Source organism: Pinisolibacter sp., assembly GCF_036782435.1.
Classification (GTDB): domain Bacteria; phylum Pseudomonadota; class Alphaproteobacteria; order Rhizobiales; family Ancalomicrobiaceae; genus CALBKH01.
The window spans coordinates 1-18559 of sequence record NZ_DAIPZB010000067.1 but is presented as its reverse complement, the minus strand read 5'-3'; the positions used below and the strand labels follow the sequence as shown (position 1 = coordinate 18559).

Below are 18559 nucleotides of genomic sequence, written 5' to 3'. Positions count from 1 at the left end.
TGAATCACGTCAGTAGACGGTCGTCGAGGGCTATCCGCGCACAGGTCTCATCAGCCGGTACCGCGCCAGGGTTCGTCGGTCTCTTCGAACCACGATTTCGGCGTGCCGCAGACCGGGCAGAGCCAATCCGCCGGCAGGTCCTCGAAGGCGGTCCCCGGTGGGATCGGATGGGTTCCGGCGATGTTGTCGGGATCCCCGTGGACGGGGTCGTAGACGAAAGGAAGGCACTCGTTGTAGGTGCAGACCCAGCGCCCCGAGCCGGAGGCGGCGACCGCACGCCGCCCTGCGAGCGACGAGAGCGCGGCGAGGAACGCGAAGACGGCGCGGCGGGTGACGGCGACCATCGAGCGCCTCCGCTCACGGGTTCGCCCACGGCGACGTGCCGAGGCACGCACAATCTAGGCGGAGGCGGGCCGTGACGCCCGTGAATTGTCGATGACGCCGATCACGCCGCCCGGCGAACGAAGGCGCCGAAACGAAAAAGCCGCCCGGAAGGGCGGCTCTTCGGTGTCGTCGAAGGCGAGAATGGTGGGCGCTATAGGATTCGAACCTATGACCCGCTGATTAAGAGTCAGCTGCTCTACCAACTGAGCTAAGCGCCCATTCTCGTTCGTCCGACGGTGTCCCGCCGGCCGCGACGGGGCCTTCTATAGCGGGGTCGGCGGCGCGATGCAACAGGAAGCGACAAGTTTCTTGTGCCACCTGCAACACCTTGGCGCGACATGGAAAAAGGCCGCGAGGGAACATCCCCGCGGCCTCCGCTCGGCCTTTCGGCGGCGCCGTCCGCCGCCTCAGATCCGCTCGCCCACCCGAACCGGCTCGACGCCTTCGCTCTCGGCCAGGGCGACGTCCGTCGCCTTCTGGCGGCGGATCGACAGCTTGTTCAGCGCCGAGACATAGGCCTTGGCCGAGGACACCAGCGTGTCGACGTCGGCGCCGCGGCCGGTCGCCACCCGGCCTTCTTCCTCGAGCCGCACCGACACCTCGGCCTGCGCGTCGGTGCCCTCGGTCACCGCGTGGACCTGATAGAGCGACAGCTTGGCCTCGTGCGGCAGGATCGCCTTGACGGCGTTGAAGGTGGCGTCGACCGGTCCGGTGCCGGTCGCCTCCTTGGTGACGTGGTGGCCGTCGACGTCCATGGTGATGATCGCCTTCTGCGGCCCGCCGGTGCCGGCGATGACCGTCAGCGCGATCACCTTGGCGCCCTCGGCCTGCGAGACGATGCCGTCCTCGACCAGCGCCTCGATGTCCTCGTCGTAGACGTGCTTCTTGCGGTCGGCCAGGTCCTTCATCCGCTTGAAGGCGTCCTCGAAGGCGTTCTCGCCCAGGTCGTAGCCCAGGTCCTTCAGCTTCTCGCGGAAGGCGTGACGGCCGGAGTGCTTGCCCATGACCAGATTGGTCTCGCGCACGCCGACGTCTTCGGGGCGCATGATCTCGTAGGTCTCGACGTGCTTCAGCATGCCGTCCTGGTGGATGCCGGACTCGTGCGCGAAGGCGTTCTTGCCGACGATCGCCTTGTTGTACTGCACCGGGAAGCCCGAGACGGTGGAGACCAGCTTCGAGGCCTGGGTCAGCATCGGCGTCCGGATGCCGGTGGTGAAGGGCAGCACGTCGGCGCGGGTGCGGATGGCCATCACCACCTCCTCCAGCGCGGCGTTGCCGGCGCGCTCGCCCAGCCCGTTGACGGTGCACTCGATCTGCCGCGCCCCGCCCATGACGCCGGCCAGCGAATTGGCCACCGCCATGCCCAGATCGTTGTGGCAATGGGTCGAGAACACCGCCTTGTCGGCGTTCGGCACCCGGTTGATCAGCATCTCGAACAGCGCCCGGTATTCCTCCGGCGTGGTGTAGCCGACGGTGTCGGGGATGTTGATGGTGGTGGCGCCCGCCTTGATCGCCGCCTCGACGCAGCGGCACAGGAAGTCGTGCTCGGTGCGGGTCGCATCCTCGGCCGACCATTCGACGTCGTCGGTGTGCGAGCGGGCGCGCGTCACCGAGGCGATGATCTTCTCGAACACCGCCTCCGGCTCCAGCTGCAGCTTGTACTTCATGTGTACCGGCGAGGTGGAGATGAAGGTGTGGATGCGGAAGTGGTGCGCATTCTTCAGCGCCTCGGCCGCCCGGTCGATGTCCTTGTTGGCGGCGCGCGCCAGACCGGCGGGGACCGAGGTGTGCAGCCGCGCGGCGATCGCCGAGACGGCCTCGAAGTCGCCCTGGGAGGCGATCGGGAAGCCGGCCTCGATGACGTCGACACCCATGGCGTCGAGCAACTCGGCGACCTGGATCTTCTCCTCGAAGGTCATCGAGGCGCCGGCGGACTGCTCGCCGTCGCGCAGGGTGGTGTCGAAGATGACGACGCGGTCACGGGCGGAAGTGTCGATCTGGTTCATCGCGGTGGTCCTCTGGATCGTCTCGGGGCCGCGGGGGTCGTGTCGCTCGTGACCTCGCCGGCGGCGCCGAATGGGTTCGGTGGCCGTTTCCGTTTTCATCCCCTGAGAGCCCGCCCGCCTCGTTCACGAGGGAGCCTGTCGGCGCTCAGGGGCCGATAAGAAGGAGAAGCGAGGAGATGAGGAGGGCGAGCGGAGCCGTGGCGCCGTGCGGCGCATCGATCGTCGGCAGAGAAGCGTCTCGCGCGATCATCCGGTCTTCGTCCCTCGGAGGCCTCGATCCCGTGAGGGGGGCGAGGTCCGTTTCTCGAACGCCCCCTCGAAAACAGGTTCGTCGGGGATGCGCTCACGGAGGCCTCCCGATGCGACGCACCACGAGAGCCTCCTCGTCGAATAACTGCGATGGCCGGCGGACGCAAGCGCGATTTTCGCCCGCGCCCTCGACCGAAGGAAGACGGCGGCCCGCCGTCTTCGTACCTCGCCGTCCGAGCCTCCCCGGCCCGGCCTCAGGCGGCGGCGCCGCGCCGCCCGGTCGAGATCAGTTGTTCGGCCAGCCGCCCAAGGGTCACCGCGTCGAGCGGTGCCGCGAAACGTACGCCCATCTCCCCGCCGTTCTGCCAGATCACGGAGGCCTCGATCCGCTTCTCGTCGACCACGATCCGCGCCCGTGTCCCGTCGGCGACGCCCGAGACCGGCCCGACGCGGGCGCCGTCGCGCGACACGTCGATGAGGTTGACGTCGTGGGACCGTCCGCCGATCTCCAACCGCACGGAGGCGGAGCTCGCGAAGCGATCGCTCTCGCGCTGTTCGGCCTTGCGGGTCGCCTCCTGGACGATCGCCGGGATCTCGGAACGCACCCGCTCGGACGAGTGGCGCATGTCGTCGGAAACGCCGGCTACCGCTTCCGCCGACGACGTCGATTGGGTGACCATGCCGGCGATGTCGATCATCCGCTCGGCCACGTCCTCGACCGCCGCACTCGTCTGGCGGATCGAGGTGGAGAAGGAGCCCATCGCGGTGCGTTGCTCCTCCATCGCCGCGGCGATCGCCGCCGAGACGCCGTCGAGCGTACCGATCTGGTCGGTGATCGCGCCGATCGAGGCCACCGCTTCGCGGGTGGCCTTCTGGATCTCGCCGACCTTGCGGCCGATCTCTTCGGTCGACTGCGCCGTCTGACCGGCGAGCCCCTTGACCTCCTGAGCGACGATGGCGAAGCCGCGGCCGGCCTCTCCCGCCCGTGCCGCCTCGATGGTGGCGTTGAGGGCGAGGAGATTGGTCTGTTCGGCGATCTGGGTGATCGAGGCGACGATGGTGCCGATGTCGGCGGTGACCCGGGTCAGTCCGTCGATGACGGCGCGCGACTGCGCGGCACGGTCTACGGCGTCGCGGGTGAGCGCCGAGGAGCGACCGATCTGATCGGCGATCTCGCCGATCGCCAGGATCACCTGCTCGGTCATCTGCGACGCCTGGGCGTTGAGTTCGCGGGTTTCCGCCGCCGAGGTCGCCGCGTCCTTGGCCGCGCCGTGGACGGCGCGCAACGCCTGCAGCATCTCCCGGGCCTGAGCCTGGACCGCGCCGGATCCCTGGACGATCTCGGCCATGCCCTTTTCGGTCGCCCGCTCCACCTCCTGCGCCATGCTCATCAGGATGGTCCGACGGCTCGTCGCCATCTGCGCCTCGTGATTGCGCCGCTCCATCTCCAGGCGCCGCTGCTCCGCGAGCGTGTCGAGGAAAGCCCGCAGCGCATTGGACACACGGCCGATCTCGCTGCGCGGCGACAGCGGCGCCGGGGCCTCCACGCCGGTCTCGCCGGCATTGATCGCATCGATCACCCGGGCCGCCCGACGCATCGGTTGAGCGATCGAGCGGGCGACGAAGAAGCCGAACGCCGCCGTGAACAGGAGGACGGCGCCGCCGCCCGCCGCGTAGATGACGAATTGCCGCTGCGCCGCCGCCGCCGCTCCTTCGCTGTCGCGGGCGATGTCGCGATTGAGTTCGTCTTCCGCCGCCTTCAGCGTGTCGATCCACGCGGTGGTCGCCGCCCACCAGTCCTTCGGCGTGACGCCGTCGAGCGACCCGGTGTCGAGCGACGAGATCAGGATGGTGCGCAGCCGTTCGACGGCGGCGCGAGCCGGCGCGCTCGCCAACGACCCGATCAGCGCATCCTCGGTCCCCTCGGCGAGGGCGGCGAATTCACCGTAGCGGTCGTTCTCCCGCGCCAGCGCCTCGACGAACCCGCGATAGCGGGCCGCTTCGACGACACCGCCGGAGACCAGCGCGTTGCCGGTGGCTCGCTCGAGGCCGGCGTTCTCCTTCGCCTCGCTCAGCGCCTGGAGGGTGAAGAGCGACAGCGAAGCACGCCCGTCGTCCACCGCCTTCACCGCTTCCGTCGAGGACGTCATGAGTTTGCGGATCAGGCCGGTGTACCATCCGACCACCGCCGGAACGGGTTTGGTCAGGTCGTCGACCGCCTTCCGCTCGGTCGCGATCCGCGCCAGATCGGTCTCCGCCGTCGCCAGGGTCGCCTCGAACCGCGCCGCCGCATCGAAGCGCTTGTCGGTGCGTAGGGACCGATAGGCGGCGAGCGCCGCGTTCGTGCGTTCACGCTGCGCCTCGAGCAGCGAGACGGCCTCCGGTTTCTGCCTCTTGGAGGCGACGACACCGACCGAGGCCCCGCGTTCACGCTGCAATTCGTGCACCAGATCCGAGATGGCGCGGGTCGTCTCCGCATAGCCGACGACGGCCGAGGAATGGACCTGCTCGGCCCGGCGATCCGCCACGAAGGCGACGAGCAGGGCGGCGAAGAGGGCGAGCGGCGGCAGAACTGCCAGTGTCAGGCGTTCGGAGACGGTAAAGCGTTGCATGGACGATCCGATGGCTAGAAACTGTTTCTAGATTGCAACCGATGGGTTAATGTTCCGTTGAGTGACCCAACGTCACCTTGGTGCCGCCCGAGAACTTCGCAGGTATCCATAATTACGTAGAGTAATATTGGTCCGGAGGTGAGGTGACCGACATTTTCGACAGTGGCATTCGTCTCGCGAGCATGAAGGAAGAGCCCCTCGCCACTACCGACGCGGTCCCGAACGACTGACACGGCCCGTCGGACGACCGTACAGGAACTCGAACCGAACCGGCGCCGCGATCGGCGCGCCGCGCCAGACACGAGAAAAGAGAGAACTTCGCGAGTGAAGGCGAGCGCGAATGCGCATCGGCGGGTCGGGCCGTGACGCTCCTGAATTCCCGACGAGTCCGGCGTTCGCGAGCCCGGCGTCAGTCGTTCGCAGCGGTGGCGCGCGACACGTCGATCGTGCCCTCGGCGACGCGCACCGCCGAGCCGCCGATACGGACCGCCACCAGCTCCTTGCCGTCGATCTCGAGCGTCAGATCGATCAGGCTCGGCCGCCCCATCTCGAAGCCCTGCTCGATGCCGTGCGGGTGGCCGCCCTTGGTCGGCAGATCGAAGCGGGTGATCACGCCGGCGAAGGCCGCCGCCGCCGATCCCGTCGCCGGATCCTCGACGATGCCGAAGCCGACGTCGAACATGCGGGCGTGGAAGGTCGAGTCGTGGTGGATGGTCTCGCGGCAGTAGACGTAGACCGGCAGCGCCGGGGCCGTGTCGCAGGCCCGCTTCCAGGTCGCGACGTCGAGCCGCGCCCGCCGGATCGCCGCGAGATCGGCGACCGGAACGAAGGCGAAGGGCACCCCCGCCTCGAAGGCCGAGGGCACGTGGTTCTCGAAGCCGATCTCGGTGGCGTCGAGGCCGAGGGCGTCGGCGATCGCTCCCTTCGACGGCAGTTCGGCGGCGACCGGTTTCGGCAGCCGCGGCGCGTCGAATTCGGCGAAGGTCGGCCGCTTCGGATCGAGCCGCACCGCGGCGCGCACCACCCCGACCTTCTCCTCGAGCACCACCACCGCGTCGATCGCGGTGGCGACGTCGCCGAAGCGTTCCTCGGCGAGGAGGGCGGCGGTGCCGACCGTCGGATGGCCGGCGAAGGGCAGTTCCGTGCCCGGCGTGAAGATCCGCACCTCGGCCGTATGGGTCGGATGGACGGCGCGGCGCACGAACACCGTCTCCGAGAGATTGAACTCGCGGGCGATGCGCTGCATCGCCGCCGTGTCGAGATCCTCCGCGTCGAGCACCACGGCGAGCGGATTGCCCGCGAGCGGCCGGTCGGTGAAGACGTCGAGGACGACGTAACGGCGCTTCATGGGGGATCGCTCCGGTGCTCTCGGGATCGGGATTCGCGGCGGGATGATAGCCTTGCGCCCCGGTGAGCGATACCGCTTCGCCGCGGCGGTCAGGCGCTCGTCTCGAGCAGCCCCAACAGAGTGTTGACGTAGCCGACGGTGCGGTCCGCCTCGAGCCGCCGATCGAAGCCGACGAAGTCGAAACCGCCGAGCTCGGGGTCGTGCTCGCGCCCGAGATGCTCGGCGATCGCCGTCGCCAGATCGGCCGCGACGCGCGGGGTGCGCCAGCGCTTGACCAGCGCCAGCCGCCGCGGCCCGGAGGCGATCACCGTGAAGCCGGGATCGGGCGCGAACTCGGCCGCATCGATCCCGACTTCCTCGGCGAGCTCCCGCACCATGTTGGCGACCGGGTCGAGCCGATCGCCGACGACGTCGAGATGGTCGAACGACCCCGACGGCGGATAGGCGAGACCGGCGTTGGCGGTCGTCCGCCCCATCACCCCGACGAGCAGGCGCCGGTCGGCGGTGGTCAGCGCCGGGACGGGGAAGATGTGGGCATGGGTGTCGCCGGGAAAGCCGCGCCCGCGCCATTCGAGGAAGGTGGCGTAGTCGGTCGGCCGCGCCGTGGCGCGAAAGGTGTCGCCGTCGAACCCGGCATCCTCGAACAGGAAGAACGGACCGTTCCACAGCGCCGGATTGGCGGCGTGCATCGTCGCGAAATGGTCCTCGACCGCCCGCCGCCGATCGCCGTCGAGGTCGAGCGCCGCTCCGACCGTCAGGTCGATCCGCTCCGCCCGCCGCCCAGTCTCGCCGACCGGGCTCATCGCGCCGCCTCGCTCGAAAGACGCAGCGACACCGCCACCGGGCAGTGGTCGGACGCCTTCGGCCGATCGAAGCCGACGCGCGGATAGCGCGGGATCGGCGCCTGCGGCGGCGTCATCCGGTCGAGCGGCACCCGATGGGGCAGGCCGGCGCGGATCACCGTCGGCCGCACCCGGTGATTGGCGCGGGCCAGCGCCGGCGAAACGAAGAGATGGTCGAGGGCCGAGAGCTCCCGCTCCTCCGGATAGAAATGGGTCCAACGCTCCGCCGGATCGAGCCGTTCGATCAGGTCGGTGGCGAAGTGGTCGGCGTGGAGCGGATCGAGCCCGGTCGCGTCGACCCGCTCGTGACGCCCCGCCAGCCGCCCGTCACCGAGCCGCTCCAGCCGGATCTTGTCGCGATAGTCGTTGAGGTCGCCGACGATCATCCAATCGGCCTTGTCGACGCGATCGCCGAACTTGCGCTCGACCAGACGCCGCACCGCGTGCGCCTCGGCGCGTCGGATGCCCATGGTGCGCTCGCGCCCCTCGCTCATCGACTTGAAATGGCAGACCCAGATGGTCAGCGGTCCGGCCGGTGTCTCGACCTCGACCTCGAGCGCGTCGCGTTTGAACACCCGATCGTCGAGGTCCGCCCCCCAACGCCGGAGGTCGTCGTTGAAGAGGCCGAGATCGCGATGGGTCAGCGAGGCGTTCGACATCACCCGGATCGGGAAGCCGCGCCGGCTCATCACCGCCACGTCGATGCCACGCCGATCGTTGCCCTCGAGCAGGGCGAAATGTTCGTAGGGCTCGTCGATCGCCCGCCTCAGATAGCGGTCGTGGAACCAGCGCAGTACCTCGAGCCCGTCGACCTCCTGCAGGCACAGCACGTCGGCGTCGCAGTCGCGGATCGCCTGGGCGGTCATCTGTCGCTGATCGTCGGAGACGGCGACCTGGAAGGCCTTTTCGATCAGCCGTCCCTCCGCCTCCGAGGCGTGCTCGAAGAGCCCGACCGCCGGATCCGGCACCCACACGCCGGTCCGCTTGTCGCGGTCCGGAGTGAAGCGCCGGAGCAGGTTCTCGACGTTGAAGGTTGCGATGCGCAGGGGCACGGCGAAAGCCTCCCGAACCGATTCGGCCACCCGTCACACGACGGTCGACCTCACCCGTCTAGACCATTTTTCCGAGGAAAGGGATTCGTCCCCGTCACCGCGGCGAAGGCGTGGCGAAACACGGCCCGGCGATCGCGCGAAAACGCCGCGTCGCCGCCTTGATGCTGACTGATTGGGAATTATATTGACGTATTGGGAAAGGTATGAGACAGAGTCCTCCGTCGTTCCCCGGAAGGCTCCGCAGCGAGGGATACCATCGTGGCCAGTGATGTCCTGGAAGCCAAACTCGAATCGGTTCTACCGGCGCTCTCCCGCGTCGGTGCGGTGGTGAAGTTCGATCTCGGCGACGACGGGTCCGAGATCCTCGATGCGCGCAGTGCGCCGGCGAAGCTGGTCGCCGACCTCGACGTGCCGCCGGACTGCACGATCAAGATCACCCAGGACAATCTCTTGAAGCTGCTCGACGGCAAGCTCGACCCGATGCTCGGTTACACGCTCGGCAAGATCAAGGTCGCCGGTTCGCTCGGCGTCGCCATGAAGCTGATCGGCGCTCTCGGTTGAACCACCCGCCGCGAGGGTGGTGAGAGGTGGGGAAGTGGTGCTGCGGTCTCGGTCGAGACGCGGCGCCCCGTGGGCGGTCCCGAGCGCTCCTCCCCACCCACGAATTCGACGTCGGCGGCGCGCCGACGTCACGACCATCTCGACGAGAATTCCCGCGGCGACCGCTCGAAGAGGGGTCGACCGACGCGAACGGGTTGGAGGAAACCATGGCGGTGGCGACGGGTCCGGCGACGGGCATCATCGAGGCGGCGGTCTCCCGCTGGCCCGAACGTCCGTGCATCGATTTTCTCGGCGCGAAATGGACCTACCGCGAGGTCGGCGATCTGATCGATCGCGCCGCCGCCGGCTTCCGCCGCCTCGGTGTCGAGAAGGGCACCCGCGTCGGCCTTTGCCTGCCCAACACGCCCTATTACGTCATCTGCTGGTTCGCCGTGCTGAAGGCCGGCGGCATCGTCGTCAACTTCAATCCGCTCTACGTCGAGCGCGAGCTGAAGCACCAGATCGACGACGCCGGCACCACCATCATGGTGACCCTCGACCTCGAGGTCATGTACCCCAAGGTCGCCGGCCTCCTCGGCAGGTCGGCGCTCCAGAAGGTGGTCGTCTGCCCGATGGCCGGCATCCTGCCGCCGTTGAAGCGGGTGCTCTTCACCCTGTTCAAGGGCAAGGAGCGGTCGAAGATCCCCGCCGACGGCCGTCACGTCTCCTTCGCCGAGCTGACATCGAAGCGCGAGACGCTTCCGGCCATGAAGGTCGACCCCGAGAACGACATCGCCGTGCTCCAGTACACCGGCGGCACCACCGGCGTGCCCAAGGGCGCGATGCTCACCCACGCCAACATCACCGCCAACGCCGAACAGATCGTCCAGTGGGTGCCGGAACGCTTCCTCGGCGAGCGGCCGAAGATGCTCGGCGTGCTGCCGCTGTTCCACGTCTTCGCCATGACGGTGGTGCAGAACTTCGGCCTGCGCCTCGGCGCCGAGCTGATCCTGCTGCCGCGCTTCGAGCTGGGCCAGGTGATGGACGTCATCGAGAAGCAGAAGCCGTCGGTCTTCCCCGGCGTGCCGACCATCTACACCGCGATCAATTCCGCCGCCGAGAAGGGCGGACGCGATCTCTCCTCGGTGCAGATCTGCATCTCCGGCGGCGCGCCGCTGCCGGTCGAGGTGCGCACCCGCTTCGAGGCGCTGACCGGCTGCAAGCTGGTGGAAGGCTACGGTCTGACCGAGGCCTCGCCGGTGGTCACCTGCAACCCGGTCGATGGTGTGGTCAAGGCCGGGTCGATCGGTCTGGCCCTGCCCGACACCACCCTGTCGATCCGCACCCCGGTCACCTGCGAAACGGAGATGGCGACGGGCGAGAAGGGCGAGGTCTGTGTCAAGGGTCCGCAGGTCATGCGCGGCTACTGGAAGCGCCCCGGCGAGACCGCCGAGCAGTTCCACGCCGGTTGGCTGAGGACCGGCGACATCGGTTACCGCGACGAAGACGGCTACGTCTTCCTCGTCGATCGCATCAAGGACATCATCATCTGCGGCGGCTACAACGTCTATCCGCGCGCCATCGAGGAAGCCCTCAACCATCACCCCGCGGTCGAGGAGGTGACGGTCATCGGTGTGCCCGACAAGTACCGCGGCCAGGCGCCCAAGGCCTTCGTCAAACTGCGCGACGGCCAGTCGGCGACGCCCGAAGAACTCAACGCCTTCCTCGGTGACTGGCTCTCCAAGATCGAGATGCCGCGCGAGATCGAGATCCGCGACACCTTGCCCAAAACCATGGTCGGCAAGCTGTCCAAGAAGGAACTGGTGGCCGAGGAGGCGGCGAGCGTCGACCTCTCCGGCGCCGTCGCGCCCGAATCGGGGACACCCCGAGACGGCTGATCGATCCGGCGAGGGGCTCTCTCGCCCGCCGGACCCGCGCCGCACCTCGTGCGGCTTGCTCCGCCGGTCCCTCCGGGCGATCGGCGAGAGAATGGAGAATTCGACCGTTTTCGGCGTTTTTCGTCGGGAAGCGGTGGTGTGGGCGTCCCGTGGAAGCGAACAGAGATCGAGCCGATGTCGAATTCGCGTGACAGGAAAGTGACGTATAGGGCAATATCCGGCCCCAACGGTCATTTCTCGCAGGTCGCGGAGCCCCTCCGTCATGGACAAGATCTATTCGGTCACCGAGCTCGCTCGGGATCTCAGCGTCACGCCGCGCACCATCCGCTTCTACGAGGACCAGGGGCTGATCTCGCCGCAGCGCGCCGGCAACACCCGCGTCTACACCCATCGCGACCGGGCGCGGATGATCCTCATCCTGCGCGGCAAGCAGCTCGGCTTCTCGCTGCGCGACATCAAGGAATACCTGGACCTCTACGCGCTGGACGCCACCCAGACGGAACAGGTCCAGCATCTCGCCCGCAAGGCACGCGAGCGCATCGATATGCTCGAGTCGCAGCTGCAGGCGGTCAAGACCACGCTCTCCGAGCTCAAGGAGATCGAGCGCGCCGCGCTCGAGACCTTGACGGAGCGCGGCTCAGCTCCCGGGACGGTCTGAGGATCCGGCCGACGTTCGGCCACTTCTCCTCGACGACCGTCCCCCTCGAAATCCACCGTATGGAGACACGTCGATGAAGAAGGTCGTCGTCGCGGGCTATGCCCGTTCGCCGTTCACCCTCGCCAAGAAGGGCGAACTCGCCACCGTCCGTCCCGATCGCCTCGCCGCCCAGGTGATCGCCGGCCTCGTCGCCCGCACCAAGGTCAATGTCGACGACATCGAGGATCTCATCCTCGGCTGCGCCTTCCCCGAAGGTGAGCAGGGCCTCAACATGGCTCGCCTCGTCGGCATGATGGCCGGCCTGCCGCAGTCGGTCGCCGGTCAGACCATCAACCGCTTCTGCGGGTCGTCGATGCAGTCGATCCACTCCGCCGCCGGCGCCATCCAGATGGGCGCGGGCGAGGTCTTCGTCTGCGCCGGCATCGAGTCCATGACCCGCGTGCCGATGATGGGCTTCAACCCGATGCCCGACCCGGATCTCGCCGCCGCCATGCCGGGCGCCTACATCGGCATGGGCGACACCGCCGAGAACGTCGCGGCGCGCTGGGGCATCACCCGCGCCCAGATGGAAGAGTTCGCCGTCGCCTCGCACGTCAAAGCGAACGCCGCCCGCGCCGCGGGCAAGTTCGAGGCCGAGATCGTCCCGGTCACCGACAAGAAGGGCAAGGTCGTCTCGACCGACGGCTGCATCCGTCCGGAGACCACGGCCGAAGGCCTCGCCACGCTGAAGCCGGCCTTCTCGGCCACCGGCCTCGTCACCGCCGGCACCTCGTCGCCGCTCACCGACGGCGCCTCCGCCACCCTGATCTGCTCGCTCGACTACGCCGAGAAGCACGGCCTCGAGCCGCTCGCGGCGATCAGGTCGATCGCGGTGTCGGGCTGCGATCCGGAGATCATGGGCATCGGCCCGGTCGGCTCGTCGCTCAAGGCGGCGGCGCGCGCCGGTATCGACGTCAAGTCGATCGACGTCGTCGAACTCAACGAGGCCTTCGCCAGCCAGGCGCTCGCCTGCATCCGCGACCTCGGCCTCGACCCGGCGAAGATCAACCTCGACGGCGGCGCCATCGCTCTCGGTCATCCGCTCGGCGCCACCGGCGCCCGCATCGTCGGCAAGGCCGCCTCGCTGATGAAGCGCGAAGGCCTCAAGACCGGTCTCGCCACCCAGTGCATCGGCGGCGGCCAGGGTATCGCCACCATCCTGGAGGCGCTGTGATGTCCAACTCCCCCATCAAGAAGGTCGCCGTCATCGGCGCCGGCGTCATGGGTGCGGGGATCGCCGCCCATGTCGCCAACTCGGGGACGCCCGTCGTCCTCCTCGACATCGTGCCCCCCAACCTTCCCGAGGGCGGGGACCGTTCCGCCATCGCCAAGGGCGCGGTGGAGAAGCTCCTGAAGGCGGATCCCGCCGCCTTCATGTCGAAGTCGGCGGCCCGGCTCGTCACCACCGGCAACATCGAGGACGATCTCGCCCTCCTCGCCGATTGCGACTGGATCGTCGAGGCGATCATCGAGCGGCTCGACCTCAAGCAGGCGCTCTACGCCAAGATCGACGCGGTCCGGAAGCCCGGCTCGGCGGTGTCGTCGAACACCTCGACCATCCCGCTCGACAAGCTGGTCTCCGGCCTCTCGCCGAAGTTCGCCGAGGACTTCCTCGTCACCCACTTCTTCAACCCGCCGCGCTACATGCGGCTCTTGGAAGTCGTGGCCGGCGCGAAGACCCGTCCCGAGGCGGTCGCCGCGGTTTCGCACTTCGCCGATCATCGTCTCGGCAAGTCGGTGGTGGCGTGCAAGGACCGTCCCGGCTTCATCGCCAACCGTCTCGGCGTCATGTGGCTGCAGGCGGCGGTGGTCGAAGCCTTCGATCTGAACGTCGCCATCGAGGACGCCGACGCGATCATCGGTCGGCCCTTCGGTATCCCCAAGACCGGCGTCTTCGGCCTGCTCGACCTCGTCGGCCTCGACCTGATGCCGCACGTCAACGCCTCGCTGGCGGGCGCGCTGCCGGCCGACGACATGTTCCACGTCATGAACCGTCCAGCGCCGCTGATCGAGCGGATGATCGCCGACGGCTACACCGGCCGTAAGGGCAAGGGCGGCTTCTACCGGCTGAACCGCGAGAAGGGGAAGGTCAAGGAAGCGATGGATCTCGCCTCCGGCACCTACCGCACCCAGCGCAAGGCCGACGTCCCCGCCCTCGGCGAGGCCCGCAAGTCGCTCGGCAAGCTCCTCGACCACGACAGCCTCCACGGCCGCTACGCCTGGAACGTCATGGGCCGCACGCTCGCCTATGCGGCGCTGCTGGTCGGCGACGCAGCCGACGAGGTCGATTCGATCGATGAGGCCATGCGCCTCGGCTACAATTGGAAGAAGGGGCCGTTCGAGCTGATCGACGAGATCGGTGTCGACGGTTTCGTGAGCCGGCTCGAGAAGGCCGGTCTGCCGGTCGCGCCGATCCTCAAGGCGGCCGCCGGCAAGAGCTTCTACCGCATCGAGAACGGCAAGCGGCAGGTCCTCGGCCTCGACGGCGCCTATCGCGACATGATGCGCCCCGAGGGCGTGATCATGCTCTCGGACATCAAGCTGAACGCCCAGCCGATCCTCAAGAACGGCTCCGCGTCTCTGTGGGACATCGGCGACGGCGTCGTCTGCTTCGAGTTCACCTCGAAGATGAACTCGCTCGACCCCGACATCATCGCGCTTCTGGGCAAGTCGATCGCGCTGGTGAAGAAGTCCTACAAGGCGATGGTCGTCTACAACGAGGGCTCGCAGTTCTCGGTCGGCGCCAATCTCGGCCTCGCGCTCTTCGCCGCCAACATCGCGGCTTGGCCCGAGATCGAGAATCTGGTGGCCTCCGGTCAGTCGACCTACAAGGCCCTGCGCTACGCGCCGTTCCCGACGGTCGCCGCGCCCTCGGGCATGGCGCTCGGCGGCGGCTGCGAGATCCTGATGCATTGCTCGGCCATCCAGGCCCATGCCGAGACCTACACCGGCCTCGTCGAGGTCGGCGTCGGCCTCTTGCCCGGTTGGGGCGGCTGCAAGGAGCTGCTGCGCCGCTGGACCGCCTACGGCCGCCTGCCGCGCGGTCCGATGCCGGCCGTCGCCAAGGTCTTCGAGATGGTCTCCACCGCCCAGGTCGCCAAGTCGGCGGCCGAGGCCAAGGAGATGATGATCATGGCCCCGACCGACGGCATCACCATGAACCGCTATCGCCTTCTAGCCGACGCCAAGGCCAAGGCGTTGTCGATGCTGGAAGGCTATCAGCCGCCGGAGGCTCCGACCTTCGTGCTGCCCGGTCTCTCGGCCCGCTCCGGCCTCAACATGGCGGTCGCCGGCTTCGCCCGCCTCGGCAAGGCGACGCCGCACGACGTGGTGGTCTCCGACGAGGTCGCCGGCGTGCTCTCCGGCGGCGACACCGACGTGACCACGCCGGTCACCGAGGATCGCCTCTACGAACTCGAACGCGAGGGCTTCATGCGCCTCGTCCGGACCGCAGGCTCTCTCGCCCGTGTCGAGCACATGCTCGAAACCGGCAAGCCGCTGCGCAACTGAGGAGCGACACATGCCCGAATACAAGGCTCCCCTGCGCGACATGCGCTTCTGCCTCTACGAACTGATGGACGGCGAAAGCCTCACCCAGCTCCCCGGCTACGAGGAGTTCGGCCGCGATCTCGTCGATCCGGTCCTCGAGGAGGCGGCCAAGCTCTGTGAAGAGGTCCTCTTCCCGATCAATCGCTCCGGCGACGAAGAGGGCTGCACCTTCGAGAACGGCGTCGTCCGTACCCCGAAGGGCTTCAAGGAGGCCTATCGCCAGTTCCGCGACGGCGGCTGGACCTCGATCGCCTGTGATCCGGCCTACGGCGGCCAGGGCCTGCCCTTCGCCGTCGACACGCTGATCACCGAGATGATCTGCTCGTCGAACCTCTCCTTCGGCATGTATCCCGGCCTCTCCCACGGCGCCTACGTGTCGCTGTCGGGCTACGGCTCGGACGAACTGAAGGCGAAGTATCTGCCCAAGATGGTCGAGGGCGTGTGGTCCGGCACCATGTGCCTGACCGAGCCGCACTGCGGCACCGACCTCGGCCTCCTGCGCACCACCGCCGTCCCCAAGGACGACGGGTCCTACGCCATCACCGGCACCAAGATCTTCATCTCCGCCGGTGAGCACGACCTGACCGAGAACATCGTCCACCTCGTGCTCGCCCGCATCCAGGGCGCGCCCAAGGGCGTGAAGGGCATCTCGCTCTTCCTCGTGCCGAAGTTCATGGTCGAGGACGACGGCTCGCTCGGCGCCCGCAACGGCGTCGCCTGCGGCTCGATCGAGCACAAGATGGGCATCAAGGCCTCGTCGACCTGCGTCATGAACTTCGACGATGCCACCGGCTGGCTGATCGGCGAGCCGGGCAAGGGCCTGAACGCCATGTTCGCCATGATGAACACCGAGCGTCTGGCGGTCGGCATGCAGGGTCTCGGCCTCGCCGAGGTGTCGCGGCAGAACGCCGTGATCTACGCCCGCGATCGCATCCAGGGTCGGTCGATCTCCGGCACCAAGGCGCCGGACAAGGCCGCCGACCCGATCATCGTCCACCCCGACGTGCGCCGCATGCTCTTGACGCAGAAGGCCTTCGTCGAGGGCTGCCGGGCTCTCGCCACCTGGGTGGCGACCTCGCTCGACGTCGCCAAGCACCATCCCGACCCGGTGAAGCGCCAGGAGGCCGACGACTTCGTCGCCCTCACCACCCCGGTGGTCAAGGCGCTGATGACCGATCTCGGCTCCGAGATGGCCAACATCGGCGTCCAGGTCTTCGGCGGTCACGGCTACATCCGTGAGCACGGCCAGGAGCAGTACGTCCGCGACGCCCGCATCACCCAGATCTACGAGGGCACCAACGGCGTCCAGGCGCTCGACCTCGTCGGTCGCAAGATGCCGGCCCACGCCGGTCGCTACCTGCGTCGCTTCTTCCATCCGGTCCAGGCCTACATCGAAGCCAAGATGGACGACGACGCGCTCGGCGAATTCGTCCAGCCGCTGGCCAAGGCTTTCGTCCGCCTGCAACAGGCGACCGGACAGATCGCCCGGGTCGGCATGGCCAAGCCCGACGAGGCCGGCGCGGCGTCGTCCGACTACCTGCGCCTCTTCGGTCTGACCGCGCTCGCCTTCCTGTGGGCGCGCATGGCCGAAACCGCCCTCGCCAAGGTCGGCACGGCGGAAGACGACGGCTTCTACGCCGCCAAGGTGGCCACCGCTCGCTTCTACATGGAGCGGCTGTTGCCCGAGACCGGCTGGCGCTTCTCGGCGATCATGGCCGGCGGCAAGACCATGATGGCCTTCCCCGACGACGCCTTCTGATCACCGAATTCGCGGCGTTTCGACCCGTTCGAGACGCCGCGGAGCGGAAGCCGGCCCGAGCCGACCGTGATCCGGCGGATGCGAGACGAAGCGGAGAAAAGAGAGGCGCCGCATCCGACGAGGATGCGGCGCCTCTCTCGTTTTCTGCGAGCGATCGCGCGGGGGCCGCACGATCGCCGTCACGTCAGCACCGGCGACCCGGCGGGCAGACGCGCCGTGCCGGCGCCTGCGGACGCGGAGCCTGCACGCGCGGCGCCTGCATGCGAGGAGCCTGCATCCGCTGCTGCGGAGCCCGCATCTGCGGACGCGGCTGGACCCGCTGCTGCATCTGCGGACGCGGCTGGACCCGCTGCTGCATCTGCGGCCGTTGCTGGACCCGCTGCTGCATCTGCGGCCGTTGCTGGATCCGCTGCTGCTGCATCTGCGGACGCTGCTGCACCCGCTGCTGCTGCATACGCTGTTGCTGCATGCGTTGCTGCATCTGCGGCCGTTGCTGGACCCGCTGCTGCTGCATCGACCTCTGCTGTTGCATCGACCGCTGCGGCTGCGAGCGCAGTTGCTGCGACCGCGTCTGCTGCTGCTGCATCATGCGTTGCTGCTGTTGCTGGCTACGCATCTGCTGGCCCGGAAGCCCCGGTCGTCCGGTCATGCCCGGTCGACCGATACCGGTCTGGCTCGGCAGCCCCGGCCGTCCGGTCATGCCCGGCCGACCGATACCGGTCTGGCTCGGCAGTCCCGGCCGTCCGGTCATGCCCGGGCGTCCGATGCCGGTCTGGCTCGGCAGTCCCGGCCGTCCGGTGAGACCCGGCCGCCCGGTGAGGCCCGGCTGGCTCGGCAGACCCGGTCGTCCGATGCCGGGCTGACCCGGCAGCCCCGGCCGTCCGGTGAGACCCGGCCGCCCGGTGAGGCCCGGCTGGCTCGGCAGACCCGGTCGTCCGATGCCGGGCTGACCCGGCAGCCCCGGTCGTCCGGTGAGACCCGGCCGCCCGGTGAGGCCCGGCTGGCTCGGCAGACCCGGTCGTCCGATGCCGGGCTGACCCGGCAGCCCCGGTCGTCCGGTGAGACCCGGCCGCCCGGTGAGGCCCGGCTGGCTCGGCAGACCCGGTCGTCCGATGCCGGGCTGACCCGGCAGCCCCGGTCGTCCGGTGAGACCCGGCCGTCCGGTGAGGCCCGGCTGGCTCGGCAGACCCGGCCGTCCGGTGAGACCCGGCTGGCCCGGCTGACCCGGTCGACCGATGCCGGTCTGGCCCGGCAGACCCGGCCGTCCGGTGAGACCCGGCTGGCCCGGCTGACCCGGTCGACCGATGCCGGTCTGGCCCGGCAGTCCCGGCCGTCCGGTGGTTCCCGGCCGACCGATGCCGGTCAGGCCCGGCTTGCCCGACTGTCCCGGCAATCCGGTCGCGCCCGGCCGTCCGATCAGACCCTGCTGACCCGGCCGTCCGATACCGGCCTGGCCCGGCAGACCCGGCTTACCCGGTTGACCCGGGCTTCCGATACCGGCCTGTCCCGGCAGGCCCGGCTGACCGGGGCGTCCGATACCGGCCTGCCCCGGCATACCCGGTCCGCGACCCGGATTGCGGATCAGACCGGGACCCTTGCCGGGCTGCTGCGCCAAGATGTTCT

Annotated in this window: 12 protein-coding genes, 1 tRNA gene and 1 pseudogene; 6 read left to right on the top strand and 8 right to left on the bottom strand. The window is 68.7% G+C overall.

The features are described 5' to 3' along the window. Positions 1-50: 50 nt before the first annotated feature. From V7Q42_RS19650 to V7Q42_RS19620, 7 genes are all read right to left on the bottom strand, one after another. Positions 51-344, bottom strand: coding sequence for a rubredoxin (locus V7Q42_RS19650; protein ID WP_333825944.1), 294 nt, complete (start codon positions 342-344; stop codon positions 51-53). A 182-nt stretch (positions 345-526) separates the two neighbouring features. Further along, positions 527-602, bottom strand: a tRNA-Lys gene (locus V7Q42_RS19645). Positions 603-791: 189 nt separating this feature from the next. Then, positions 792-2390: a 2-isopropylmalate synthase gene (locus V7Q42_RS19640; protein WP_333825942.1), complete on the bottom strand. Its 1599-nt coding sequence runs from the start codon at positions 2388-2390 to the stop codon at positions 792-794. A 503-nt stretch (positions 2391-2893) separates the two neighbouring features. Next, a complete protein-coding gene (locus tag V7Q42_RS19635) occupies positions 2894-5251 on the bottom strand; it encodes a methyl-accepting chemotaxis protein (RefSeq protein ID WP_333825941.1) in 2358 nt (785 codons plus the stop codon). A 409-nt stretch (positions 5252-5660) separates the two neighbouring features. Next, a complete protein-coding gene (locus V7Q42_RS19630) occupies positions 5661-6599 on the bottom strand; it encodes a PhzF family phenazine biosynthesis protein (protein ID WP_333825940.1) in 939 nt (312 codons plus the stop codon). A gap of 89 nt (positions 6600-6688) precedes the next feature. After that, the gene (locus tag V7Q42_RS19625) at positions 6689-7402 is read right to left on the bottom strand and encodes a hypothetical protein (protein WP_333825939.1); all 714 of its coding nucleotides are present in this window, start codon (positions 7400-7402) and stop codon (positions 6689-6691) included. Then, a complete protein-coding gene (locus V7Q42_RS19620) occupies positions 7399-8493 on the bottom strand; it encodes an endonuclease/exonuclease/phosphatase family protein (protein WP_333825937.1) in 1095 nt (364 codons plus the stop codon). The genes V7Q42_RS19625 and V7Q42_RS19620 overlap by 4 nt, the downstream gene beginning before the upstream one ends. 258 nt (positions 8494-8751) lie before the next feature. On the opposite strand from V7Q42_RS19620, the gene V7Q42_RS19615 reads away from it, so the two are divergent. From V7Q42_RS19615 to V7Q42_RS19590, 6 genes are all read left to right on the top strand, one after another. Next, a complete protein-coding gene (locus tag V7Q42_RS19615) occupies positions 8752-9054 on the top strand; it encodes an SCP2 sterol-binding domain-containing protein (RefSeq protein WP_333825936.1) in 303 nt (100 codons plus the stop codon). Positions 9055-9260: 206 nt separating this feature from the next. Then, positions 9261-10931 (top strand): long-chain-fatty-acid--CoA ligase, encoded by a 1671-nt coding sequence (locus tag V7Q42_RS19610; protein ID WP_333825933.1) that lies wholly within the window; start codon positions 9261-9263, stop codon positions 10929-10931. Between the two features lie 262 nt (positions 10932-11193). After that, positions 11194-11589, top strand: coding sequence for a MerR family transcriptional regulator (locus tag V7Q42_RS19605; protein WP_333825932.1), 396 nt, complete (start codon positions 11194-11196; stop codon positions 11587-11589). Positions 11590-11662: 73 nt separating this feature from the next. Continuing rightward, entirely contained in the window at positions 11663-12802 is a 1140-nt protein-coding gene (locus V7Q42_RS19600) for a thiolase family protein (protein WP_333825931.1), read from the top strand. Next, the gene (locus tag V7Q42_RS19595; protein ID WP_333825929.1) at positions 12802-15138 is read left to right on the top strand and encodes a 3-hydroxyacyl-CoA dehydrogenase/enoyl-CoA hydratase family protein; all 2337 of its coding nucleotides are present in this window, start codon (positions 12802-12804) and stop codon (positions 15136-15138) included. Before V7Q42_RS19600 ends, V7Q42_RS19595 begins: the two co-directional genes overlap by 1 nt. Positions 15139-15148: 10 nt before the next feature. Further along, entirely contained in the window at positions 15149-16936 is a 1788-nt protein-coding gene (locus V7Q42_RS19590; RefSeq protein ID WP_333825927.1) for an acyl-CoA dehydrogenase C-terminal domain-containing protein, read from the top strand. Between the two features lie 184 nt (positions 16937-17120). Here V7Q42_RS19590 and V7Q42_RS19585 read toward each other — a convergent pair. Next, positions 17121-18559, bottom strand: a pseudogene (locus tag V7Q42_RS19585) (hypothetical protein); the annotation flags it as partial.

Coding starts and splice junctions, on each gene's coding strand:
- V7Q42_RS19590 (WP_333825927.1), top strand. CDS start 15,149: ATGCCCGAATACAAGGCTCCCCTGCGCGACATGCGCTTCTGCCTCTAC.
- V7Q42_RS19600 (WP_333825931.1), top strand. CDS start 11,663: ATGAAGAAGGTCGTCGTCGCGGGCTATGCCCGTTCGCCGTTCACCCTC.
- V7Q42_RS19650 (WP_333825944.1), bottom strand. CDS start 344: ATGGTCGCCGTCACCCGCCGCGCCGTCTTCGCGTTCCTCGCCGCGCTC.
- V7Q42_RS19630 (WP_333825940.1), bottom strand. CDS start 6,599: ATGAAGCGCCGTTACGTCGTCCTCGACGTCTTCACCGACCGGCCGCTC.
- V7Q42_RS19610 (WP_333825933.1), top strand. CDS start 9,261: ATGGCGGTGGCGACGGGTCCGGCGACGGGCATCATCGAGGCGGCGGTC.
- V7Q42_RS19635 (WP_333825941.1), bottom strand. CDS start 5,251: ATGCAACGCTTTACCGTCTCCGAACGCCTGACACTGGCAGTTCTGCCG.
- V7Q42_RS19605 (WP_333825932.1), top strand. CDS start 11,194: ATGGACAAGATCTATTCGGTCACCGAGCTCGCTCGGGATCTCAGCGTC.
- V7Q42_RS19595 (WP_333825929.1), top strand. CDS start 12,802: ATGTCCAACTCCCCCATCAAGAAGGTCGCCGTCATCGGCGCCGGCGTC.
- V7Q42_RS19640 (WP_333825942.1), bottom strand. CDS start 2,390: ATGAACCAGATCGACACTTCCGCCCGTGACCGCGTCGTCATCTTCGAC.
- V7Q42_RS19625 (WP_333825939.1), bottom strand. CDS start 7,402: ATGAGCCCGGTCGGCGAGACTGGGCGGCGGGCGGAGCGGATCGACCTG.